Source organism: Streptomyces fildesensis, assembly GCF_016107395.1.
In the GTDB taxonomy this organism is placed as follows: Bacteria; Actinomycetota; Actinomycetes; order Streptomycetales; family Streptomycetaceae; genus Actinacidiphila; species Actinacidiphila fildesensis.
In genome coordinates this window covers 1-22336 of record NZ_JAAIKO010000072.1, presented here as the reverse complement: position 1 = coordinate 22336, position 22336 = coordinate 1, and the positions used below count along the sequence as shown (strand labels likewise).

Annotated in this window: 18 protein-coding genes and 3 pseudogenes; 12 read left to right on the top strand and 9 right to left on the bottom strand. The window is 69.3% G+C overall.

Features of this window, described 5'->3' with window-relative positions; all coding sequences use genetic code 11:
* Positions 1–99 precede the first annotated feature (99 nt).
* Positions 100–489, top strand: coding sequence for a CBS domain-containing protein (locus C6N31_RS40455; RefSeq protein WP_138351975.1), 390 nt, complete (start codon positions 100–102; stop codon positions 487–489).
* A 661-nt stretch (positions 490–1150) separates the two neighbouring features.
* Here C6N31_RS40455 and C6N31_RS40450 read toward each other — a convergent pair.
* On the bottom strand, positions 1151–1519 hold the full coding sequence (locus C6N31_RS40450; RefSeq protein ID WP_138351976.1) for an ArsR/SmtB family transcription factor: 369 nt from the start codon (positions 1517–1519) through the stop codon (positions 1151–1153).
* 515 nt (positions 1520–2034) lie between these two features.
* Here C6N31_RS40450 and C6N31_RS40445 point away from each other — a divergent pair.
* From C6N31_RS40445 to C6N31_RS40410, 8 genes and pseudogenes are all read left to right on the top strand, one after another.
* On the top strand, positions 2035–2544 hold the full coding sequence (locus tag C6N31_RS40445; RefSeq protein ID WP_138351977.1) for a flavodoxin domain-containing protein: 510 nt from the start codon (positions 2035–2037) through the stop codon (positions 2542–2544).
* Positions 2541–3122 (top strand): Rv1733c family protein, encoded by a 582-nt coding sequence (locus C6N31_RS40440; protein ID WP_138351978.1) that lies wholly within the window; start codon positions 2541–2543, stop codon positions 3120–3122. The genes C6N31_RS40445 and C6N31_RS40440 overlap by 4 nt, the downstream gene beginning before the upstream one ends.
* Before the next feature lie 188 nt (positions 3123–3310).
* Positions 3311–3532, top strand: a pseudogene (locus C6N31_RS40435) (hypothetical protein); the annotation flags it as partial.
* 100 nt (positions 3533–3632) lie between these two features.
* Positions 3633–4649 carry a type I glyceraldehyde-3-phosphate dehydrogenase gene (gap, locus tag C6N31_RS40430; RefSeq protein ID WP_138351979.1) on the top strand — a complete coding sequence of 339 codons (1017 nt, stop codon included), beginning with the start codon at positions 3633–3635 and terminating at the stop codon, positions 4647–4649.
* Between the two features lie 77 nt (positions 4650–4726).
* Positions 4727–5470 carry an HAD family hydrolase gene (locus C6N31_RS40425; RefSeq protein ID WP_198359474.1) on the top strand — a complete coding sequence of 248 codons (744 nt, stop codon included), beginning with the start codon at positions 4727–4729 and terminating at the stop codon, positions 5468–5470.
* A gap of 2 nt (positions 5471–5472) precedes the next feature.
* Positions 5473–7943, top strand: a pseudogene (locus C6N31_RS40420) (glycoside hydrolase family 65 protein).
* Positions 7944–8171: 228 nt separating this feature from the next.
* Complete coding sequence (locus tag C6N31_RS40415; protein WP_198359472.1) at positions 8172–8663, top strand: Crp/Fnr family transcriptional regulator; 492 nt, start codon at positions 8172–8174, stop codon at positions 8661–8663.
* A 127-nt stretch (positions 8664–8790) separates the two neighbouring features.
* Entirely contained in the window at positions 8791–9405 is a 615-nt protein-coding gene (locus tag C6N31_RS40410; RefSeq protein ID WP_232486254.1) for a helix-turn-helix domain-containing protein, read from the top strand.
* 126 nt (positions 9406–9531) lie between these two features.
* Here the strand turns inward: C6N31_RS40410 and C6N31_RS40405 are convergent, their stop codons facing one another.
* From C6N31_RS40405 to C6N31_RS40385, 5 genes are all read right to left on the bottom strand, one after another.
* A complete protein-coding gene (locus C6N31_RS40405; protein WP_138351983.1) occupies positions 9532–10497 on the bottom strand; it encodes a carbamate kinase in 966 nt (321 codons plus the stop codon).
* A gap of 1 nt (position 10498) precedes the next feature.
* Positions 10499–11521: an ornithine carbamoyltransferase gene (gene argF / locus C6N31_RS40400; RefSeq protein WP_138351984.1), complete on the bottom strand. Its 1023-nt coding sequence runs from the start codon at positions 11519–11521 to the stop codon at positions 10499–10501.
* A gap of 70 nt (positions 11522–11591) precedes the next feature.
* Entirely contained in the window at positions 11592–12842 is a 1251-nt protein-coding gene (locus C6N31_RS40395; protein ID WP_138351985.1) for an arginine deiminase, read from the bottom strand.
* 62 nt (positions 12843–12904) lie between these two features.
* Positions 12905–14290: an amino acid permease gene (locus C6N31_RS40390; RefSeq protein ID WP_198359471.1), complete on the bottom strand. Its 1386-nt coding sequence runs from the start codon at positions 14288–14290 to the stop codon at positions 12905–12907.
* A 117-nt stretch (positions 14291–14407) separates the two neighbouring features.
* Positions 14408–15283, bottom strand: coding sequence for a slipin family protein (locus C6N31_RS40385; RefSeq protein ID WP_307811597.1), 876 nt, complete (start codon positions 15281–15283; stop codon positions 14408–14410).
* A gap of 445 nt (positions 15284–15728) precedes the next feature.
* Here C6N31_RS40385 and C6N31_RS40380 point away from each other — a divergent pair, with 445 nt between their 5' ends.
* The 3 genes and pseudogenes from C6N31_RS40380 to ppdK all read left to right on the top strand — a co-directional run bounded on the left by C6N31_RS40380 (position 15729) and on the right by ppdK (position 20443).
* Positions 15729–17315: an oleate hydratase gene (locus C6N31_RS40380; protein WP_138351987.1), complete on the top strand. Its 1587-nt coding sequence runs from the start codon at positions 15729–15731 to the stop codon at positions 17313–17315.
* A 240-nt stretch (positions 17316–17555) separates the two neighbouring features.
* A pseudogene (locus tag C6N31_RS40375) lies at positions 17556–17705 on the top strand (universal stress protein); the annotation flags it as partial.
* An 80-nt stretch (positions 17706–17785) separates the two neighbouring features.
* A complete protein-coding gene (ppdK, locus tag C6N31_RS40370; RefSeq protein ID WP_138351989.1) occupies positions 17786–20443 on the top strand; it encodes a pyruvate, phosphate dikinase in 2658 nt (885 codons plus the stop codon).
* A 67-nt stretch (positions 20444–20510) separates the two neighbouring features.
* Here ppdK and C6N31_RS40365 read toward each other — a convergent pair whose 3' ends face one another.
* The 3 genes from C6N31_RS40365 to pflA all read right to left on the bottom strand — a co-directional run.
* The gene (locus C6N31_RS40365; protein WP_232486252.1) at positions 20511–21005 is read right to left on the bottom strand and encodes a DUF5994 family protein; all 495 of its coding nucleotides are present in this window, start codon (positions 21003–21005) and stop codon (positions 20511–20513) included.
* Positions 21006–21054: 49 nt separating this feature from the next.
* Positions 21055–21543, bottom strand: coding sequence for a universal stress protein (locus C6N31_RS40360; RefSeq protein ID WP_138351990.1), 489 nt, complete (start codon positions 21541–21543; stop codon positions 21055–21057).
* Positions 21544–21704: 161 nt separating this feature from the next.
* Positions 21705–22336, bottom strand: a 632-nt coding sequence (gene pflA / locus C6N31_RS40355) for a pyruvate formate-lyase-activating protein (protein ID WP_198359470.1), incomplete at its 5' end; no start/stop codon positions are given.

Below are 22336 nucleotides of genomic sequence, written 5' to 3'. Positions count from 1 at the left end.
AGCTCCTGCAAGACCTCCGTGCCACCAATCCCACCCTGACGACCTCGCCACCCGGCCACTCCTGACCGGACCGCGGGCCCGAACCTTGCGGAGCCGACCATGACCGATGCCGCCCGCCCGACCGTCGCCGACGCCATGGCGCTCCCCGAGCTACAGGTGAGCGACCACACGACCATCGACCGAGCCCTCGCCGTGCTCCACGGCGCCCGCACCGACCACGTCCTCATCCGCGACGACGAGGGTCACTGCGCCGGCATCGTCACCCGAGATCAGCTCACCGCCCACAGCGCCCAGCCCTGGTATACCGAGGCCACCCGCGTGCGCGACATCCCCCACGACTGCAGTCCCTTCGCCCTCTCAGACATGCCCCTCAGCGAGGCCGAGGCCACTATGCGCGAGAGGTCACTGGCCGTGTGGCCCGTAGTGGACGACGACGGCGTTGCGCTCGGCGTCCTCACCCTCGGTCCGAATCCAAGGACGGCGGCGTGACGGCCACCGGCGCAGCAGCTGGAAGCGGTTCCGCCGAAGAAACGCTCACCTGTCATGCTGTGGCCAACCTGCGGCCCGGGCGGGGAACTGGGCCCTACCGCCCGCAACATGCCGCCTAGCGGTGCCTGCCCCTGCATTACGGTCCCACCGCAGGCACAGCTTGCGCGTTCCCGCTCTGCACAGGCTCTATAGTTGCTAACATTGGCAATTAACGAGTCTCGTAGATTCAGGTGGCCAACGGACCACCCCAGAGGGCCAACTTCCTGCGCCCGCCTGGTTCGACCTGACACCCACGAACGGCGGCCGCCCTGCAGGAGAACCCCCGCTCCGGCAATGCGGGGTGGCCGCTGCACCACGTGCAAGGCGCACCATCGATCGACGGGCAAGGGCCTGGATGATCCTGCTGCGCGGGATCCGCGACACCGGGCGGGTCGCGGAGGCCTCATCGCCACGACTCGTGCCGGATCCGCCTCCCGGCACGCGGACGCAACGCTGGTCACCGGACCATGACACGGAGCATTGCCGAGCCGCTGCACCGAACCGTCGCGGCAATGCCCCAGCCCTCTGAGGGTGGCGGTAGTTGATCGCGCGATCGACTGTGGTGAGTTCGCCAACGGCCACGGCACCCGGGGCGCGGTACCGGACGTCGCGCCACGGCGCTTCACCGGATGACCTGATCCCCGTTGACTGCGTCATCCGCTCCCTGGTCCGCGTGAAGTTCTGCCAGCAGTCCCTCCTGGCCCGCCAGCAACTGCCCCAGGGTCCGCCGTGCGGCTTGCAGCAGATCCGCCACATCCGCGCCCGCCAACTCATAGTTCACGGTTGCCCCCGAACGGCTGGCGACCACGATCCCCGAACGTCGCAGAACAGCCAACTGCTGCGAAAGGTTCGACGGCTCAACCTCAATTGCGGCCAGGAGATCCCGAACCGGCATGGGCCCAGCCTGGAGGAGCTCCAGCACACGGATGCGTACCGGATGCCCCAGCATTCGAAAGAACTCCGCTTTCGCCTGATAAAGCGGAATCTGCACGTTTGGCAACGTCTCATCTCCCACCTTCTGCAGCCTTCGCTTACGCCGAGCTCCGCCACGAACGCTGGGCAGCGTTCCGGTCCCCCAGCCGCTGCCCTCACGCCACGCGAGTCGACCTGTTCACACCTCACATCGATGAATGGCCTCGTCACACCTCGCCAGTCGATCCTCATCCATTAAGCAGTCCGTTAAATGCCAAATTGAAGAACTCTTCAAGTGTAAGTCATGTTGGGCCGGTCGGACGGGCCTGCTGGTCACCCGGACCGCCCGACCAGCCGAACGATGAACACCAAGGCCCAACCCTGTGAACATCGCCGCCACCACCGCCGCGTGATGGCCAGGGTTCATGGGGCCGGTCGGGCCCTTGGCAGGGCCCTGCGGCCCCTCCCCCAGCGGGTTCACGGCCTTCAGGCTGGAACGGAGCCGGTCCGCCGGCCACCGGCGGGCTCGGGGACGGAGCGCGCTGCCGCGCCGCACCGAATTCGCCGGCTGTGAAAGCTGTCAGGAGACCTGTGATGACCGAACGCGTACTCGTCGCGTATGCATCGAAGAACGGCTCCACCGCGGGCATCGCCACGATGATCGCCGAGGCGCTGCGTGAGCAGGGTCTGGCGGCGGAGGCCCGGGCTGTCGGAGAAGTGCAGAGAGTCGGCCCCTACGACGCTGTTGTCCTCGGCAGCGCCCTGTACGCGGGCCGGTGGCGGCGCGAGGCGGTCCGCTTCGCCGGGCACCACGAGGCGGATCTGACCGAGCGGCCCGTCTGGCTGTTCAGCAGCGGACCTCTCGACGCCACAGCCCGTGGAGGCCTCATCTCTCCGGTGTCAGGTGTCCAGCGCCTCGTCGACCGTCTCAAGGCCCGCGGACACGTCACGTTCGGCGGCTGCCTGCAGGACGGCGCCAAGGGCCGGATCGCCCGCATGATCGTCAAGTCCGGCCGGGGCGGTGACTTCCGCGACCCGGAGCAGATCCGGCTGTGGGCACGCGGTGTCGCACGCGAACTGGTCAAGGAGGTCGCGACACCGTGAAGAAGCAACTGCGGTGGCGGCAGCGGCGGAGCAATCCGCTGTGCCGCCGCTCGGACGTGATCGAGAGTTGGGTGAACCTGGCAACGGCACTTGCGCTGTTGCTCCTTCTGCCCGCGGCCGCCTTCACCGCCGGGCGCGCGGCCCACACCGCCGCACTCCAGGCCTCGAAGGAGCAGCGGGCGTCGCGGCATCCCGTAACTGCGGTCCTGCTGGAGAACGCGCCGGAGGCGGTTCCGCGACCGGGCGGCGGCACTGTGCACTATGACGTCAAGGTGCGCTGGACCGCCGCCGCCGGAACCACGGGGACCGGTGCGGTGCAAGCAGATGCCGGAAGTCTGCGCGGTTCGAGGACCACGGTGTGGCTGGACCGGACCGGCCGGCAGGTCCCGGCGCCCGTGGCCGGCGAAGAGCTCACGTCGATGACGTTGGTCGGTGGTGCGCTGGGCGTCGGCTGCGCGGCATTCGCGATCGTCATGGTGCGCGGACTGGTCCGCCGGGGTGCCGATCGGCGGCGCATGACGGAATGGGAAAGGGCCTGGGCGTTGACCGCTCCCGAGTGGGGCCGGCGTCCGGTGTGACGACGAACCGCGCCTCGACGCCAGCACCGAACAGGTCGGACTCAACGTACCCGGCCGGCTGAACGGGCCCTCGGAGTAGGGACGTTCGGCCCGGTCGTCGGGACTGCGGGCCCCTGCGGTCCCGGCTGCCGCGACGGCACATTGAGAGCGGACGCGGTTGCCGCGTCCCTCCTCCAGATCCCGGAAGGGGCACCGCCATGATGGCGCTGATGTGGATGGCGGAATGGCCGCCGGCCCGCCACGCCTCCGACGGAACGCTGAGCATGTCCAGCAACCCGCTCGTCGACCACCACCTGCTCTACGCGGCGGTCATGATCGCGCTCGCCGTCGCCTCCGCCGGCACCGTCTGGGGCCTCGGCCGGATCTGGGCGCGACTGCCGGTCGTCCGCGACCACCGCAGGCTGCTCTGACCCCCACCCCGACACCCGCCCAGCACCGTTGCGTCCAGCCACGTCGCACGACCCGGCGGGACACGACGGACCATCACCGACCGAACGAGGAGACGTCATCATGGCCATACGTGTAGGCATCAATGGATTCGGCCGCATCGGGCGCAACTACCTGCGCTGTGTCCTGGACCGGGCAGACGCCGGCACCGCCCCGGTCGAGGTGGTGGCCATCAACGACATCGCCCCGGCCGCGACACTGGCCCACCTGCTGGAGTTCGATTCGACCTTCGGACGCCTCGGACGGGCGATCAGCCACGACGAGGAGTCGATCACGGTCGACGGCCGGCGCATCGTGGTGACCGCGGTCCGCGATCCGCCGGAACTGTCCTGGGGTACCTACGGGGTGGACATCGTCATCGAGTCCTCGGGCCGCTTCCGGACCCGCGACGAGGCATCGCTGCATCTGAAGGCCGGGGCTCGCAAGGTGTTGATCTCCTCGCCGGCCAAGGACGTGGACCTCACCGTGGTCATGGGCGTCAACGAGACCGACTACGACCACGGCCGGCACCACATCGTGTCGAACGCGTCCTGCACGACCAACTGCGTCGTACCGATGGTCCACGTTCTGCACGAACGCTTCGGGATCATCAAGGGCATGATGACCACCGTCCACGGCTACACCAACGACCAGGCACTGCTCGACGGCCCCCACAAGGACCTGCGGCGCGCCCGGTCCGCCGCCGTGAGCATCATCCCGACCAGCACGGGCGCCGCCCGCGCAGTGGGCATCGTGCTCCCCGAACTGGCCGGGGTCCTGGAGGGCATCGCGGTACGGGTTCCGGTGGAGGACGGGTCCCTGACCGACCTGACGGTGCTGCTCCGGCAGGACGTCACCTCCGAGGAGGTCAACGCGGCATTCACGGAGGCCGCCGAGGGGACGTTGCGAGGCGTCCTGCGAGTGACCGACGCGCCGATCGTCTCGCGCGACATCATCGGCGACCCGGCGTCGTGCATCGTTGACGCGGGGCTCACCCAGGCGCAGGGTGATCTGGTGAAAGTCTTCGGCTGGTACGACAACGAGTGGGGTTACAGCAACCGCCTGCTGGACCTCACCACCTACGTCGCGGCCCGGCTGTGACGACGGCGGGCCACGACGCCGCGCGACGGCTGCGCCCCCTGACGAAGGAGAACGCCGACGCGTCAGCGGCGACGCCGATGCTGCCGATCCTGCAGTCGGTCCGGGCCGTGGTGTTCGACACCGACGGGGTCATCACCGACTCGGCCCGGGTGCACGCCGCCGCCTGGCAGACCGCATTCGACGCCTGCCTGCGGGCAGCGGGAGACGACCGCCCGTTCGACCCGGTGGAGGATTACCGGCGCTACGTCGACGGTAGGAGCCGCCTCGACGGCGCGGCCGCCTTCCTCGCCTCGCGCGACCTGCGGCTTCCCCTGGGCGATCCCGACGACCCGCCCGGAACGAGCACCGTGCAGGCGGTCACCGCCCGCAAGGAGCAACTGTTCACGCGGCAGCTGCGGTCAGGTGGCATCGCCGCCTGGCCGGGCACCGTGCGGGTACTGCACGCGCTGCGTGCCGCCGGTGTGCCCTGCGCCGCCGTATCCGCCTCCCGCCACGCGCCCGAACTCCTCGCGGGCGCGGGCGTACAGGACCTGTTCCGGACCGTGGTGGACGGCAAGGAAGCCGCCCGGTTGAAACTGGCGGGAAAACCCGACCCTGCACTGTTCCTGGAAGCCGCCCGTCGCCTGGGCGTACCCGCGGCGGAAGCGGCCGTGATCGAGGACTCTCTGGCGGGCGTGGAAGCGGGCCGGCGGGGCGGCTTCGGCCTGGTGGTCGGCGTCGACCGCACCGCGGGACCGACCAGCGCCACCGATCTGCGCGAACACGGCGCGAGCATCGTGGTCCGCGACCTGGCCGAACTGCTGATCGGTGGAGGAAGCTGACGATGCCGGACCGGACCTGGAACTATGAGGGATACGACCCAGCGCAGGAGCGGCTGCGCGAATCGCTGTGCACCCTCGGCAACGGCTACTTCGCCACCCGCGGCGCCGCCCCCGAGGAGGAGGCGGGCACCGCGCACTATCCGGGGACCTACGCGGCGGGCTGTTACAACCGGCTGACCTCGAACATATCCGGACGTACGGTCGAGAACGAGGACATCGTCAACCTGCCGAACTGGCTGCCGCTGCGCTTTCGCGCCCGTGACGCGGCCTCCGACCCGGATCCCGACGGCGGCACCGCGCCCGGCCCCTGGTTCTCCCCCGACGACGGTTCGCTGCTGGAGTACCGACAGGTCCTGGATCTGCGCCAGGGAACGCTGACGCGACGGATGCGGCTGTGTGACGTGCGGGGCCGCCGGATCACCGTGGTGCAGTCCCGACTCGTGCACATGGGCGATCCACATCTGGCCGCCCTGCGAACCGAGTTCACCGCCGAGGGCTGGGCAGGCGAGCTGGAGGTGGAATCCGCCCTCGACGGCGATGTCACCAACTCGGGCGTCGACCGCTATCGCGATCTGAACGGCCGGCACCTCGGCCGCTGGCACACCGGGGTCACCGCGCCGGACACCGTGTGGCTGGAGTGCCGCACCACCACCTCCGACATCCTCATCGCGTTGGCCGCCCGAACCCAGGTGGCCGGCAGCATCCCCACCTCGGTACGGCTCGTCGCAGGGGACCGCACCGCCACCCATGCGCTGAGGCTGCCGATCGCGCCCGACGCCCCTGTCGTCGTCGAGAAGACCGTCGGCCTGCACACGTCGCGCGATCCGGCGATCAGCGATCCGCTGCACGCGGCCATCGGCCGGGTGCGGCGGGCCGGCGACTTCACCACGTTGCTCGCGTCCCACGAAGCCGCGTGGGAGCGCCTGTGGCAGCGGGCGGAGCTGGAGGTGCCGGGCGAGGCCGGGGAGGTGCTGCGGCTGCATCTGTTCCATGTGCTGCAGACGCTCTCCCCGCACACCGCCGATCTCGATGCAGGCGTGCCGGCCCGCGGGTTGCACGGCGAGGCCTACCGCGGCCATGTCTTCTGGGACGAACTGTTCGTCCTGCCCTTTCTGAACCTGCATCTCCCGGAGGTCTCCCGGGCCCTGTTGTCCTACCGCTACCGGCGGCTGGGCCAGGCGTGCCGGTCGGCGACCGCGGCCGGCCGGACCGGCGCCATGTATCCGTGGCAGAGCGGAAGCGACGGCCGCGAGGAGACCCAGACACTGCACCTGAATCCCCGGTCGGGACGGTGGCTGCCCGATCACTCACGCCTCCAGCACCATGTCGGTTCGGCGATCGCCTACAACGTCGTGCAGTACTGCCAGGCCAGCGGGGACACCGAGTTCCTGCACACGGCGGGCGCGGAGATGCTGTTGCAGATCGCCCGCTTCTGGGCGGACAGGGCGGTCTGGGACAAGGAATACGGCCGTTACCGGATCCGCGGCGTGGTCGGCCCGGACGAATACCACGACGCGTACCCCGGTGCCGCAGAGCCAGGCCTCGACGACAACGCGTACACCAATGTGACCGCCGCCTGGGTCCTGGCCCGCGCTCTGGAACTCGCCACGAGCCTGCCGGCCCCACGCCGCCAGGCGCTGTTCGAGCGCATCGGGCTGGACACGGGAGAACTCAAACTCTGGGAGGACGTCTCGCACCGGCTGCGGGTGCCCTTCCATCGCGGGATCATCAGCCAGTTCGAGGGCTATGGCGACCTGGCCGAACTGGACTGGGACGGCTACCGTGCCCGGCACGGCGACATCCGGCGCCTCGACCGGATCCTGGAGGCCGAGGGCGACACCGTCAACGGGTACCAGGCGTCGAAGCAGGCCGACGTTCTGATGCTCGGCTACCTCTTCTCACCGGCCGAACTCACCACGCTCTTCCGACGCCTCGGGTACGGACTCGACGACGACACCTGGCGCACGACCGTCGGCTACTACCTGCGCAGAACGAGCCACGGTTCGACCCTCAGCGGGCTGGTCCACGGATGGGTACTGGCCCGGGCCCGCCGAGCCGGCGCCTGGAAGTACTGCCAGGAAGCGCTCACAGGCGACGTTGCCGACCTTCAGGGCGGCACCACCGCCGAGGGCATCCACCTGGGCGCCATGGCCGGCACGCTCGACCTCGTCCAGCGCGGTCTGACCGGACTGGAACTCCGCGAGGACGAGCTGTCACTCGACCCGGCGCCGCTCCCGGAACTGTCGGAATACGGCCCCTCCAACCGCTACCGAAGCCACTGGGGCATCGGACTGACCATGCACGCCGAAGCCTGAGCATCAACGTTCCGCCGTCCGACGAGCCTCCCGTCCGCATCCGGCTCGCGGGCCGCGCCCTCACCCTCGCCCCGGGAACCTCCCGCACCCTCCAGCTGCCCGCGGACGGGATGGGGTGCGGTGGCGGTGAGACCACCTGTGAGCCCATCGAACACTGAAGGGGCGGTGCGGGCGGGGCGGGGGGATCGTCACTTTCCGTGACCAGCTTGCAACATCATCGTACCCGGGCCGCCCTGCCGCCGGCTGAGGACGTTCGGCCCCTGCCCGCGTCCGCGCCCCGGGGTGAGGATGAGAGGGCAGGCAGGAACGACGGTCGACCAAAGCGGCGAAGCGCGACCACGCCTGCACACGTCGAAGACCGCGGAGCCGCGGAAACGGACAGTGCGATGTCCACGACACACTCCATTCTTGACACGCTGACCACCGCACACCGTGACCGGCTGATGGCGCTGTCCAGACCGGTCGCCTTTCCCGCGGGCGCACGGATCTTCGACGCCGACCAGGCCGCTGAACGCTTCTGGGTCCTGGACCGCGGCGAGGTGACCCTGGACCTGCACGTCCCCGGACGGCAGGCAGCCGTGGTGCAGACCGTCTCGGCGGGCGAACTCCTCGGCTGGTCCTGGCTGTTCCCGCCGTTCCGGTGGCAACTCGGCGCCCAGGCGCACACCGCCGTGCAGGCCTGGGAGTTCCCGGCGGCGGCGGTCCGTGAACTGTGTGTTGCCGATCCCGCTCTGGGACATGAGTTCGTCCTGCTCTGCGCCGCGGTCATCGGAGACCGGCTGCACTCCACGCGCACCCGGCTGCTCGACCTGTACGGCCCCTTCGGCGTGAACCACGGCGCCTCCGTATCGGTGGGCGGTCCGGAGGACGACAGCTGACACCGGAACTGACACCGAACCCGGGGACCCACCGACATCACCAGGGAAGCGATTGGCCATGAACCAGCAGACGAGAACAGACGCCGCTTCCGTCAGTCACCGGCCTGTCGGAGACATGGGACGGCGCATGGCATTGCGTCGCGAGCAACTGGGCCTCACCCGCGAACAGGTGGCCGACCTGGCAGGTATGGCCACTCCCTATCTGGAGTACCTGGAGCAACAGCCGACCGCAGTCCCCAGCGCGGTCCTCCTCCTCAGCCTCGCCGACGCGCTGCAGACCACGGTGTCCGAGCTGCGCGGGGGCGGCACGGATCTGCCACCCGGCCTCGGAAAGGCGGCGCGCCATCCGGAACTGGTGGAGATGACGCCGGAAGAATGCCGAGCACGGCTGTCCACGCACGGGGTGGGACGCGTTGCCGTGACCGGGGACGACGGTCCCGCCATCGTCCCTGTCAACTACCAGATGGCGGACGGATCGCTGGTCTTCAGGACATCGCCGGGATCCGCGCCCGCACTGTCGATCGGGGCCCGGGTCGCCTTCGAGGTGGATCACATCGATGAGGCGTTGAGCCAGGGATGGAGCGTGCTCGTCGTCGGCAACGCCGAACATGTCACGGACCCGGACACTGTCCGGCACCTCATCGAACGGACCCACAGCGGGCCATGGGCCGGCGGCGACCGCGCCATGTGGGTGCGGATCGCCCCGGACCGGATCACCGGACGCCGGATTCACGTCCGTTGACCCCGTCGGTCACCCGGAGCCGCGCACGCTCAACGGGCTGCGGCCGGGGCACAGCTGCTGACCGTGGGCAGCCTGCGGCACGGCACCTCCGCCGGCCCAGCTCAGCAGCCGGGCCGGCGGAGGTCATCAGCGCCCGACTGCCGCGTCCGCCCCGGCCGTCATCCCGCTGCTCGTATCCGAAGAATCGCCGGGGACGACGACCGTTCCGGCGTCGCCCGTGAGTACCGCCGCGGCGTCGTCGAGCGATCCGATGGCGGCTGTTCTGCCGGTGGCCCCGACGAAGTGCCGACAGGCCGCGATCTTGGGTCCCATGGAGCCTGCGGGGAAGTGCAGCGCTGCCAAACCGTCCAGGGCCAGCCGGCGCAGTGGGGTGGCCTGCGGGGTGCCGAAGCCCTCCATCACCGCGGGCACGTCCGTCAGGATCAGCAGTCGGTCGGCCTTGACGGCCACCGCGAGAAGAGCGGCCGTAGCGTCCTTGTCGACCACCGCCTCGACACCCTTCGACTGACCGGTACCGTCCTGGGTGACCGGGATACCGCCGCCTCCCCCGCAGATGACGGTCGCTTCGTGGTCGAGCAACAGGTCGATCGATTCCTGCTCGATGATCCGCAGTGGTTCGGGTGAGGCGACGACCCGGCGCCATCGGTCGCCGTCCACTGCGATCGTCCAGCCGTGCCGGTCGGCGAGCTGCTGGGCCTGCCGGTGCGGGTATCCCGGCCCGACGAACTTCGTCGGGGTCGCGAAGGCGGGGTCCGACGGGTCGACGAGCGTCTGGGTGACCAGGCTCATGACCGGCTTGATCACCCCCGCGTTGCGCAGCGATTGGGCCAGCCAGTAACCGATCATGCCCTGGGTCTGCGCGACCAGTGCGTCGAACGGGTACGGGTGCGTCAGTTCGCGGTCGTTCTCGCTCTCCAGGGAGAGCATCCCGACCTGGGGACCGTTGCCGTGGCAGATGATCAGCTGGTGCTCCAGTGCCAGCCGCGCGAGTGCCTGGGCGGCGGCTCGGATGTGGTCGACCTGCACGGTGGCATCGGGCCTCTCACCGCGCCGCAGCAGTGCGTTGCCGCCGATCGCGACCACGATGCGCATCTCAGGCACCCAGCGCGGCGACGAGGACGGCCTTGATGGTGTGCAGGCGGTTCTCGGCCTGGTCGAAGACCACTGAGCGCGGCGACTCGAAGACCTCGTCGGTGACTTCCGCCCCGTCGAGGCCGAAGCGGTCGAACAGCCGCCGGCCGAGCTGCGTGCTGCGATCGTGGACGGACGGCAGACAGTGGAGGAACTTCGTGTCGGGCTTGCCGGAGGCCAGCAGCACCTTCTCGGTGACCCGGTAGGGCAGCAGTTGCGGTATGCGGGTACTCCACTGCTCGTCCGACTCCCCCATGCTGACCCAGACATCGGTGTAGACGAAGTCGGCGCCCGCCACGCCCTGCTCGACGTCCTCGGTCACCATCACCCGTGCCCCGCTGGTCACCGCGAGCCGGTCCGCTTCAGCGATCACGTCGTCCGGGGGCCACAGGTCGCGCGGTGCGGCGATGCGGACGTCCATGCCGAGCAGTGCCCCGGTGATCAGCAGGGAGCGGGCCACGTTGTTGCGGCCGTCGCCCAGGAAGCAGTAGGCGATCTCCTCGACGGGGCCGGCATGGTGTTCGGTCATGGTGAGGACGTCGGCGAGCATCTGGGTCGGGTGCCATTCGTCGGTGAGCCCGTTCCACACCGGGACGCCGGCGTGGTCGGCCAGTTCCTCCACGGTGTCCTGGGCGAATCCGCGGAACTCGATACCGTCGAACATCCGGCCCAGCACCCGGGCGGTGTCACGGATCGACTCCTCACGTCCGATGTGGGATCCCTCCGGGCCCAGGTAGCTGACATGTGCGCCCTGGTCGTGAGCAGCGACCTCGAACGCGCAGCGGGTGCGCGTGGAGCTCTTCTCGAAGACCAGCGCGATGTTCCTGCCCTCCAGCTGGGGGCGCTCGGAGCCGTTCGCCTTGGCTGCCTTGAGCTGCCCGGCCGCGGTGATCAGCGCCAGGAATCCCGACTTGTCGAGGTCGAGTTCCTTCAGGAGGGAGCCGGGCCGGTGGTGGGTGGCGGTCGTGGGCGTCGACGTAGGCATGGGGGAAGTCCTCACAGGGGGCTGATCGTGGATGGTGGCGGATTCGCCGGGGCACGGGTCGCGGGGTGGGTCAGATTCCGTCGCGCTGGGTGGGGCAGGTCATGCAGCGTGCGCCGCCCCGGCCGCGGCCCAGTTCGCTGCCAGGGATGCTGATGACCTCGATGCCGTTGTCCCGGAGCATCGCGTTGGTCACGGTGTTGCGTTCGTAGCCGACCACGACCCCGGGTGCGACGGTGAGGAAGTTGTTGGCGTCGTCCCACTGCTCGCGTTCGGCCGCCCGAGCGTCCTCATCGGCGGACAGCACCCTGATCTTGTCCAGGCCCAGGGCGTCGGCGATGGTGGCGAACAGGTCGTCGCGCTGCTCGACGTGCAGGCCGCCGGTGTCGTGCTCGACGGTCTCCTGCGGGTCGGCGGGGACGATCACCCAGGTACGCAGGGCCTTCGGGTCGAGGTAGGGATAGCGGACGAAGGTGTCGACGTCGATCATCGTCAGCACGGTGTCCAGGTGCATGAAGGCGTGCGATTTGGGGAGCTGGACGGCGATCACGGTGCTGGCCTGTCCGCTGCGGAAGAGCTCGCGGGCCAGGATCTCCACGCCCGTCGGAGTGCTCCGCTCCCCCATCCCGATCAGGACGACACCTCGGCCCAGGACGTGGATGTCGCCACCTTCGAGGGTGGCCGGCTGGTGGTTGGTGTCGTCGTTGCCGTAGTACACCGGGAAGGTCGCGTCCGCGAACAACGGGTGGAACGTGTACACGGCACGGCTGTGCAGGGACTCGCGCTGCCGGGCGGCCTTGGCCATCGGGTTGATCGTGACGCCTCCGTAGATCCAGGCCGAGTTGTCGCGCTGGAACAGCGTGTTGGGCAGCGGCGCGAGGACGAAGTCGTCCAGTTCCAGGCTCTGCCAGCGCAGGCTGCGCACCCGCAGGGGCGACAGGTCGGCGCGGGTCACTCCGCCGATGAGCAGTTCGGCCAGCGTCGCCGGGTCCGCCTCGTCGGCGAGCCGTCGCAGGGGTGTCGCCAGGGTCGGGCCCACCAGTTCCGGGGTGCAGATGCGGTCCAGAACGAAGGCCCGTGCCTCCGGGCGCTCCAGCGTCCGGGCGAGGAGTTGGTCGAAGTGGTGGACCGTCGTGCCGCGGTCGCGGAGTACTTGGACGAAGGTGTCGTGCTCCTCGCGGGCCTTGGCGGCCCACAGCACGTCGTCGAAGAGCAGTTCGTCGCAGTTGCCGGGCGTCAGGCGGTTCAGCTCCAGCCCGGGGCGGTGGACGATGGCCTCGCGCAGCGGGCCGACTTCGGAATGCACGCCGAGGGTGCGGGTCATGGTGGTCTCCTTGATGTGCGGCGAAGGTCGGGCGCCGGTTCCGGAAGGTGTCAGGGGCCGGGTCACGTCGTGTGCCCCACTGGGGTGTCCGCCGGAGCCGCGGGTGGGAGCGGGACCGCGCCTGCGACGGAGGGCTCACCGTCCGGGATGACGGGGGTCTCGCCGTACTCGTTGCGTGCGGCCTTGAGCCAGATGTAGACCGGCAGACCGAGGAGCAGGCAGAACAGCCCGTAGTAGACGGCCTGGTAGCCGCTGCCGGCGAGGGACCAGAACGAGAAGGCCAGGGCGACGGCGGACACCCCGCAGTCGCGGAACAGGTGCGGCCACCGGGTCTGGCGCCCGCGGGTGAGCAGCCAGTACAGCTGGGCGCCGGCGCTGAAGATGTAGGGGATCACGGCGGTGACCACGGACAGCAGGACGAGGGTGGTGAAGACCTTCTCGAACTGGCTGTAACTGACGGCGGTCAGGACGGAGGCGAGCAGCGTCGAGCTGATGATCCCGAATGCCGGGACGCCCTTACGGGTGCGACCGAAGGCGGCCGGGAACAGGCGGTCCTTGGCCGCGGCCATCGGCATCTCGGCGACGATGAGGGTCCAGCCGATCAGGGCGCCCAGTCCGGAGACGATCGCGGCGACCGCAACGGACTGGCCGGCCCATCGGCCGCCGAAGATGGCATCCGCCGAGTCCGTGAACGGCGCGGCCGACTTCTGCAGAGCCGCGTTGGAGACGGTGCCGAACACCGTCACCGTGCCCAGGATGTAGACGACCGCGCAGCCGACGGTGCCGAGGATCGTTGCCCGGCCCACGTTGCGCTGCGGGTCCCGTACCCGTCCTGCGGCCACCGATGCGGTCTCGATCCCGAGATAGCTGAACAGGGCGATGGCCGCGGCGGCGGAGATCGCGGCACCGGCGGAGGTGCCGCTGGCGTTGAAGGCGCCGAAGTTGTGCGCCTTGATGAACAGCAGCCCGACGGTGGCCATGAACAGCAGTGGCACGAACTTCAGCACGGTGGTGACGATCTGGGTGACCGCCATGTTCCGGATACCGGAGAGGTTGATGACCGCCGGTATCCACAGTCCGACCATGGCGATGACGATCGACCAGGTCTTGGCGTGGCCGGTGTTCCAGAACACCTCCACGTACCCGACCCAGGCCACGACGATGGCCGCGTTGCCCGCCCACGCCGTGATCCAGTAGGACCACGCGTTGAGGAAGCCGGCGAAGTCGCCGAAGGCGTCCCGGGCGTAGACGTAGGGGCCGCCGGATCCCCGCACCCGTTTGGACAGCGCACCGAACGTGAAGGCCAGTGCCAGCGCGCCGACGGTGACCAGCACGAACGCGACCAGGCTGATCGGCCCGTACGGAGCCAGCGCGGTCGGCAGGGCGAACACCCCGGTACCGATCACGGAACCGATGACCAGCGCGGTCGCGGTCGGCAGTCCGAACATCCCCTTCCTCGGTTCCTGGTTTGGAAGGTCGGACTTCGTATCGTTGTCAGCCGGCGGGTTGTTGGTCATCTCAGGCACGGATCTTCCTCACTTCTGAACACGGTCGCGGTCGGCGGACTACTTGCTGATCGCGCGAGGAACGCCGTTGGAGGAGACGGCCGGGGTGTCGGCTGTCGTGATGTCCACGAACGCGGGCTCGGTGGCAGGTTCCGCTTCCGTGTTCCTGGCCGTCGGCGGGACGACCGGGATCGCCGCCGCGGTCTCACGGGCGAGGAAGGAGCCGAGTTCACCGATGGTGCTCATCAGCGGGGCCGGGAAGACGACGGTGGTGTTCTTGTCCACGCCGATCTCCACCAGGCTCTGCAGGTTGCGCAGTTGCAGGGCCAGCGGGTGGGCCATCATCACGTCCGAGGCGTCACCGAGGGCCGCGGCGGCCAGCGACTCGCCCTCAGCGTTGATGATCTTCGCGCGCTTCTCCCGCTCGGCCTCGGCCTGACGGGCCATCGCCCGCTTCATGCTGTCGGGCAGCTGAATGTCCTTCAGCTCCACCAGCGTCACCTGGACGCCCCACTCGACCGTCGTGACGTCGAGGATCTCGCGGATGTCCAGGTTGATCGTGTCCGTCTCGGACAGCGTCTCGTCCAGGGTGTGCTGTCCCACGACCTTGCGCAGCGTGGTCTGCGCGATCTGGTCGATCGCCGCGTACACGTTCTCGATGGCGACGACGGACTTCACCGGGTCGACCACCCGGAAGTAAGCGACCGCGGACACATCGACGCTGACGTTGTCGCGGGTGATGATGCCCTGCGACTGGATCGGCATGGTGACGATCCGCAGCGACACCCGGTGCAGGACGTCGACGAACGGAATGATCAGCCGCAGACCGGGCTTGCGCTCGCCCAGCACCCGGCCGAGCCGGAACAGCACCCCCTGCTCGTACTGCTTGACGATCTTCACGGCCATCGCACAGATCAGCAGGAGGAGCAGGACCACGACAGTAATGATCAGGACGGGCATGGCGTGCCTCGGTTCGATTGGCGGGCGAGAGCGTCGCTGGCGGCCGTGGTCCTCAGGCCTGCCGGTGCGTCTCGCCACTTCAGAGCACGGCCGGATCGCCGTCTGCCCTCATCCTGATGCGGGTTCGAGCCGGGCTGGAGGGCCCGCCGGGACCAGAAGGAGGGCCATTGGTCCCGCAGGTGGGAGGAGTGAACGGCTGATGGTCCTGCCCGCCCTCTGCCCCCAGGCCATCACCCCGGCACCCCCTTCGCTCCGAGGGACAAAGGTCCCTGGACCTGGGTACCGGACAGCCCACGACGGCGGTGACCCTCGTGGCGTTGGCTGGGGATCCAGCATCGGACCGCACACCTGTCGATCAGGCGGAGCGGGCTCCGACGCATCGGTCCCAGCGCTCTGGGCGGCATCAAAGGGGAACCAGCACATGGACACAGCACGGCACACCCGGGCCTATCTGGTCGGCGGCGGCATCGGAGCACTCGCGGCAGCGGTGTTCCTGATCCGTGACAGCGGCCTCCAGGGCGAGAACATCCACATCCTGGAGGAACTCCCCATCGCCGGCGGTTCCCTGGACGGCGGCGGTGGCCCGGAAACTGGTTATGTGACGCGTGGCGGGCGGATGCTGGAAGAGGAGGCGTACGTCTGCCTCTGGAACCTGCTGGAGACCATCCCCACGCTGGACGACGAGAACGTCTCCGTGCTGCAGGAGACGCGGGAGTTCAACCGGCAGACCGTCACCGGCGCCAAGGCCCGGCTCATCGCCGGTGATCACTCCATCCTCGACGCGGCTCAACTCGGGTTCAACACGCGTGACCGGGTCGACCTGGCCCGCCTTCTGGCACTCCCGGAGTCCGTGATCGGCCCCCGCCGGATCGAGGACTTCTTCTCACAGCACTTCTTCGACACGAACTTCTGGGCCATGTGGCGCACCACCTTCGCCTTCCAGAACTGGCACAGCGCCATCGAACTCAAGCGGTACTTCCTGCGCTTCATGCAGGAGTTCCCGCGGATCCACACTCTCGCCGGAGTGCGGCGCACCCGTCTCAACCAGTACGACTCCCTGGTCCGCCCGGTGCAGAAGTGGCTGGAGAGCCGCGGTGTACGCATCGAGTACGGCGTGACGGTGACCAACGTGGACTTCGTCGGGGACATCGGTGACCGGCGCGCGTCACGGATCGAGTTCCAGCAGAACGGCAGCAACGGTGGTTACGACCTCGGCCCGGAGGACTACGCGTTCATCACGCTCGGCTCGATGACCGCCGACAGCACGTACGGCGATGACGACACCGCCCCCGAGCTGATCCGCGACAAGCGCGACGGCGGCTGGACGCTGTGGGAGACCCTGGCCCGCAAGGCGGAGGACTTCGGCCGCCCCAGTTCCTTCAACGCCGACGTCGACGAGGCCAAATGGGAGTCCTTCACCCTCACGATGCGAAGCCCGGCACTGCTGAAACGGATCGAGGAGTTCTCCGGCAACGCGCCCGGTACCGGCGGCCTGATGACGTTCAAGGACTCCAACTGGCTGATGTCCATCGTGGTGCCCTCCCAGCCGCACTTCGACGGCCAGCCCGACGACGTCTTCACCCTCTGGGGCTACGGCCTGTTCGTCGACAACGAGGGCGAGAACACCGGGAAGAAGATGTCGGAGGCTACCGGCCAGGAGATCCTCACCGAGCTCCTCGGCCACCTCGGCTTCCAGGACATCGCGCAGGAAGTCGCCGCGACCACGACGGTGAGAACCGTGATGATGCCGTACATCACCAGCCAGTTCGAGCGCCGCAGCGTTCGGGACAGGCCGCTGGTGATCCCCGCGGGAGCGGCGAACTTCGCCTTCCTCGGGCAGTTCGTCGAGATTCCCGAGGACGTGGTGTTCACCGTCGAGTACTCGGTCCGCGGTGCCATGCACGCCGTGTACGGGCTGCTGGACGTGGACAAGGAGATCCCGGGCATCTACCACGCCCTCTCCGACCCGAAGGCCGCCTTCGAGGCGCTGAAGACCGCTTTCAGCTGAGGAGACGCGGCCGGTTCGGCCAGGCACTCCGACGTCACGGACCTCTCTCCGCGATGCGGGCCGGTTGGACCCCTGTACCGGGTCCGAGTGGCCCAAGCGGCCGGCACCGGTGCCGGGCCAGGCTGTACCTGAGGGACTGCGGAACGGACACCGGCCCGCCGGCCCGTTCCCACGGCACGCGGGCCGAGGTCCCCCGGCGGAAGCCGCAGCAGGACGCCGGACGCATTCGATGAAGGGAACGATCACATCGTGGTCACCGCGCACCGCAGACAGGGCCTGCTGGGACCTCAGCTCGGCCCGGTCACCACTCTGCTGCACCACTCCCACTGCCCGGTCCTGCTCGTCCCCGAGACACCACAAGGCTCGTTGCCCGGCCCATCGCACAGCTGAGTCAGGCCCACTGAACGGCGCGTCGACGGCGGGGCCGCTCCCGGCCCCGATTCAATCCTGCGAAGTGAGGCGGCCGCACCATGGTCCAGTACGTGTACGACTTCACCGAGGGTGGCCGTGAGATGGCCGGCCTCCTCGGGGGGAAGGGCGCCAATCTCGCCGAGATGACCCGTATCGGCCTGCCCGTGCCACCCGGCTTCACCGTCACCACCGAAGCCTGCCGGGCCTTCCTGGCCACCGGAGGCGAGCCGGACGGCCTCGGAATACAGGTTGCCGCCCGGCTGTCAGCCCTGGAGCTCGCCGGCGGGCGCAAGCTGGGCCACCCGGACGACCCGCTGCTGCTCTCGGTACGCTCCGGTGGACGTTTCTCCATGCCCGGCATGATGGAGACGATCCTCGACATCGGTCTGAACGACGACTCGGTGCACGGCCTGGCGAAGACCACCGGCCGCGAGCACTTCGCCTGGGACTCCTACCGGCGACTCATCCAGATGTTCGGCAGCACCGCGATGGGAGTCGACGGCTCCCTGTTCGCCGACGCTCTGGCGGAGCACCGGGACCCGGACGACTTGCCTGACGTCGTGGAGGAGTTCAAACGGATCGTGCGTGACGCGACGGGTGAGGACTTCCCGCAGGACCCCGCCGACCAGCTCAGCCGCGCGATCCTCGCCGTCTTCGAGTCCTGGAACGGCGAGCGGGCCCGGCTGTACCGCAGGCGCGAGCACATCCCCGACGACCTCGGCACGGCCGTCAACATCCAGACCATGGTCTTCGGCAACCTCGGCCCGGACTCCGGCACCGGCGTGGCGTTCACCCGCGATCCGGCCACCGGCCGCCGGGGCATCTACGGCGACTATCTGTCCGACGCCCAGGGCGAGGACGTCGTCGCCGGCATCCGCAATGCTGTTCCGCTGCAGGAGCTGGAGGCCATCGACCCGCTCTCGTACACACAGCTGCGCGACTACCTGGGCATCCTGGAACACCACTACCGGGACCTTTGCGACATCGAGTTCACCATCGAGCGCGGCCGGCTGTGGATGCTGCAGACCCGCGTCGGCAAGCGCACGGCGGAAGCGGCCTTCCGTATCGCCGCCCAGCTGATCGACGAGGACGTCATCTCCCCGGCAGAGGCCCTCCGCCGGGTGACCGGTGAGCAGCTCACCCATCTGATGTTCCCCCGCTTCGACGACGCGGCAGCGGGAACACCGCTGGCGCGTGGCATCCCGGCATCGCCGGGTGCGGCCGTCGGCGCCGTGGTCTTCACCTCGGCGGAGGCGGTACGCCTGGCTGCCGCGGGCTCCAGGACGGTGCTCGTCCGGCGTGAGACCACCCCCGACGACCTGCCGGGAATGATCGCCGCGCAAGCCGTCCTCACCAGCCGGGGCGGCAAGACCAGTCACGCGGCCGTGGTGGCGCGAGGCATGGGCAAGGTCTGTGTCTGCGGAGCCGAGGAGATCACGGTCGACGAGACGGCCCGGCACTTCACCACGCGCGACGGCACCGTGGTCGCCGAGGGCACGGTGGTGTCCATCGACGGCTCGGCCGGCACCGTCCACCTCGGCGCACAGCCGCTGGTCGAGTCACCTGTGATGCACTACTTCGAAACCGGAGAGCGACCTCCTGGCGTGGTGGACGCGGTGGCCCGCATCCTCGCGCATGCCGACGAGGTGAGCCGGATGGAGACCCTTGCCAACGCCGACACCCCCGAGGACGCCGCGCGCGCCCGGCGCTTCGGCGCCCAGGGCATCGGACTGTGCCGCACCGAGCACATGTTCCTCGGCGAACGCCGGCGGCTGGTCGAGTCGATGATCCTGGCCGACAGCGACACCGGACGCAAGCGCGCCCTGGACGCGCTGCTGCCCCTCCAACGCGCGGATTTCACCGCCATCCTGGCGGCGATGGACGGGCTGCCCGTCACCATCCGGCTGCTGGACCCCCCGCTCCACGAGTTCCTGCCCGACCGCGTCGAACTGGCCGTACGGGTCGCCTCGGTCCGCGCCACCGGACAGATTCCGGACCCGCACGACGTCGACCTTCTCGCCGCCGTCGAGCGTATGCACGAACAGAACCCGATGCTGGGACTGCGCGGCGTCCGTCTCGGTCTGGTGGTGCCCGGCCTGGTCGCGATGCAGGTACGGGCCGTCGGTGAGGCGGTCGCCCAGCGGCTGAACGACGGCGGGCACCCGCAGGCCGAGATCATGGTTCCGCTGGTCGGTACGGTCGAGGAACTGCGCATGGTGCGCCGGGAGGTGGAAGCCGTCCTCGCACAGGTCTCCCTCTCCGCGGGAGTGACGGTGACGTGCCCCATCGGCACCATGATCGAACTTCCGAGAGCGGCCCTGACCGCCGACCGGATCGCCCAGGAGGCCGACTTCTTCTCCTTCGGCACCAACGACCTCACCCAGACCACCTGGGGATTCTCCCGCGACGACGTGGAAGGGTCCTTCTTCGCCACCTACCTCGCTCAGGGCATCTTCGCCGCCTCGCCGTTCGAGACGATCGACCGGGACGGTGTCGGCCGCCTGGTGGAGATCGCGGTACGGGAAGGCCGTGCGGCCCGGCCAGCCCTCAAAATCGGCGTCTGCGGCGAGCACGGCGGCGATCCCGACTCGATCGACTTCTTCGAGCGGACGGGACTCGACTACGTCTCCTGCTCCCCGTTCCGCCTGCCGGCCGCCCGGCTGGAGTCCGGACGCGCCGCACTGCGAATGAACTCCCCCGAGGACAACGACACATAGCCCTGGAACCACTGCAGCTGGGGCCGGCCCGCAGGCCGGCCCCGGCTGTCGTCGACTGCTGTCGCCCTCAGAGGGCTTCCCACGGAGCCGCGTGCGTGGTGGTGTGCCGCACCGACCGCGGGCCGGCCATCAGCTCCCGGACGCTCTGCCGGTTGTCCACGTCGCCCGCGGCGCACATCAGCCAAGCGGCGCGCTCGGGGTCGCACTCCGGCGGCACGATCAGCAGGTCCCAGCGCCCGACGGTGTAGGAGAGCAGCAGCAGGTCGTCGGGGTCCTGCTCGGCGTCGAACCATCCGACGCTCACGGTATGGATTCCCGCGGGCACCTTCTTCGGGATCTCCGGCCAGCTGCGGGGATTCACCGCGACCCGGGTGATCCGGCCCCAGCGCTCGTCCAGGACCGCGACCAGGAACGGCAGTTCACGGGCCAGGTCACGTGTGCGCGGCCACCAGGCACCGTCGACCATTCCCCGGTCCGCGCACTGCGGTTTCAGCAGCATCCGGACCTCGGGGATGGCGGTCACGTCCGGGTGCGAAGCCTGCGACAAGCTGATGGTGGTCATGATGCGAACCTGTCCCCGGGTCCGGGACCCGGTGTCGTTGCGATCGGAGTTACGCGGCGTCGGGGTCGTCGCCGGGGACGACCAGGACCGGAAGGTGTGCGTGGTGCACGACCTCCGTGCTGGTCGAGCCGAGCCTGAGGCGCCCCCAGGAGCTCGCTCCCCGGGTGCCGACCACCAGCAGACAGGCGTCCGCACTGGCTTCGAGCAGCACCTGCGAAGGGCGTCCCGGTTCGACCACGACCTCCACTTCCACCGGGGTACCGCCGAGCTCCTTCTGGAGTTCGGCGACGGTGTCGGTCACAGCCTGTTCCGCGATGTCACGCAGCTGCACGTACAGACCGGCGTTGTCCGACGCGGTCAGCCACTCGTAGCCGGCATAGCGGTCGGGCCCGTAGTCGTAGGCGCAGACGGCCCGCAGTCCGGTGCCGCGCAGCTGTGCTTCGCGCAGCGCGACGAGCACGGCGTGGCGGGCGGACGGTGAGCCGTCCGTGCCCACCACGATGGGGCCGTCGGAAGTGTTCGCGCTCGTGTCGGACATGGAGCCCTCCGGAGAGTCGTCGGACCGCGGTCGATGGTGTACCGCACGAAGTCATGGAGTGATGTGCGGTCTCCCGCTCGCTTCCAGCCTCACAGGCCCAGGAGCGGATGCAGAGGGGCCTTGCAGGTCCCTCCGGGGGGCCGAACGTCCCTGCCCGCGGCCTACACGGCCGGCACGCCGTGCACCCGGAACTGACCTCGCACCCGTTCCAGGAGCGCGGGCCCCGGTGCGGGGGTGTCGCGCAGTACGAAGGGGATGCCGAGGTCGTCGTACTTGTGGGTGCCCATCGTGTGGAAGGGCAGCACGTCCACCCCTTCGACGTTGTCCAGACCGGCGACGAAGGCGGCCAGGCCGTCCACCGCGGCCCGGTCGTCGGTCAGGCCCGGCACCAGCACATAGCGGATCCGGACCGGGATTCCCAGTCGGTCGAGCCGTCCGGCGAAGCTCAGGGTGGGGGCCAGGTGGCCGCCGGTGAGCCGGTGGTAAGCCTCGATGTCGAAGGACTTGATGTCGAGCAGGACCAGGTCGGTATCGGCGAGCAGCGCGTCACCGGCGCGGGCGCCGAGAGCGCCGGAGGTGTCCAGGGCGGTGTGGAGACCCAGCTCGTGGCAGCGGTGCAAGACTTCGGCGGTGAAGTCGGCCTGCAGGAGCGGCTCACCTCCGCTGAGCGTGACTCCCCCGCCGGCGGTGTCGATGAAGGAGCGGTATTTCGCGATCTCTGCCATCACCTCGTCGACAGTCATACTGCGCCCGTCGCGCAGTTTCCAGGTGTCGGGGTTGGCGCAGTACGAGC

What these genes read in the sequence shown, in the direction of transcription:
- C6N31_RS40455 (WP_138351975.1), top strand. Translation starts at nt 100, where the DNA reads ATGACCGATGCCGCCCGCCCGACCGTCGCCGACGCCATGGCGCTCCCC.
- C6N31_RS40445 (WP_138351977.1), top strand. Translation starts at nt 2,035, where the DNA reads ATGACCGAACGCGTACTCGTCGCGTATGCATCGAAGAACGGCTCCACC.
- gap (WP_138351979.1), top strand. Translation starts at nt 3,633, where the DNA reads ATGGCCATACGTGTAGGCATCAATGGATTCGGCCGCATCGGGCGCAAC.
- C6N31_RS40425 (WP_198359474.1), top strand. Translation starts at nt 4,727, where the DNA reads ATGCTGCCGATCCTGCAGTCGGTCCGGGCCGTGGTGTTCGACACCGAC.
- C6N31_RS40415 (WP_198359472.1), top strand. Translation starts at nt 8,172, where the DNA reads ATGTCCACGACACACTCCATTCTTGACACGCTGACCACCGCACACCGT.
- C6N31_RS40410 (WP_232486254.1), top strand. Translation starts at nt 8,791, where the DNA reads ATGGCATTGCGTCGCGAGCAACTGGGCCTCACCCGCGAACAGGTGGCC.
- C6N31_RS40405 (WP_138351983.1), bottom strand. Translation starts at nt 10,497, where the DNA reads ATGCGCATCGTGGTCGCGATCGGCGGCAACGCACTGCTGCGGCGCGGT.
- argF (WP_138351984.1), bottom strand. Translation starts at nt 11,521, where the DNA reads ATGCCTACGTCGACGCCCACGACCGCCACCCACCACCGGCCCGGCTCC.
- C6N31_RS40395 (WP_138351985.1), bottom strand. Translation starts at nt 12,842, where the DNA reads ATGACCCGCACCCTCGGCGTGCATTCCGAAGTCGGCCCGCTGCGCGAG.
- C6N31_RS40390 (WP_198359471.1), bottom strand. Translation starts at nt 14,290, where the DNA reads ATGTTCGGACTGCCGACCGCGACCGCGCTGGTCATCGGTTCCGTGATC.
- C6N31_RS40380 (WP_138351987.1), top strand. Translation starts at nt 15,729, where the DNA reads ATGGACACAGCACGGCACACCCGGGCCTATCTGGTCGGCGGCGGCATC.
- ppdK (WP_138351989.1), top strand. Translation starts at nt 17,786, where the DNA reads ATGGTCCAGTACGTGTACGACTTCACCGAGGGTGGCCGTGAGATGGCC.
- C6N31_RS40365 (WP_232486252.1), bottom strand. Translation starts at nt 21,005, where the DNA reads ATGACCACCATCAGCTTGTCGCAGGCTTCGCACCCGGACGTGACCGCC.
- C6N31_RS40360 (WP_138351990.1), bottom strand. Translation starts at nt 21,543, where the DNA reads ATGTCCGACACGAGCGCGAACACTTCCGACGGCCCCATCGTGGTGGGC.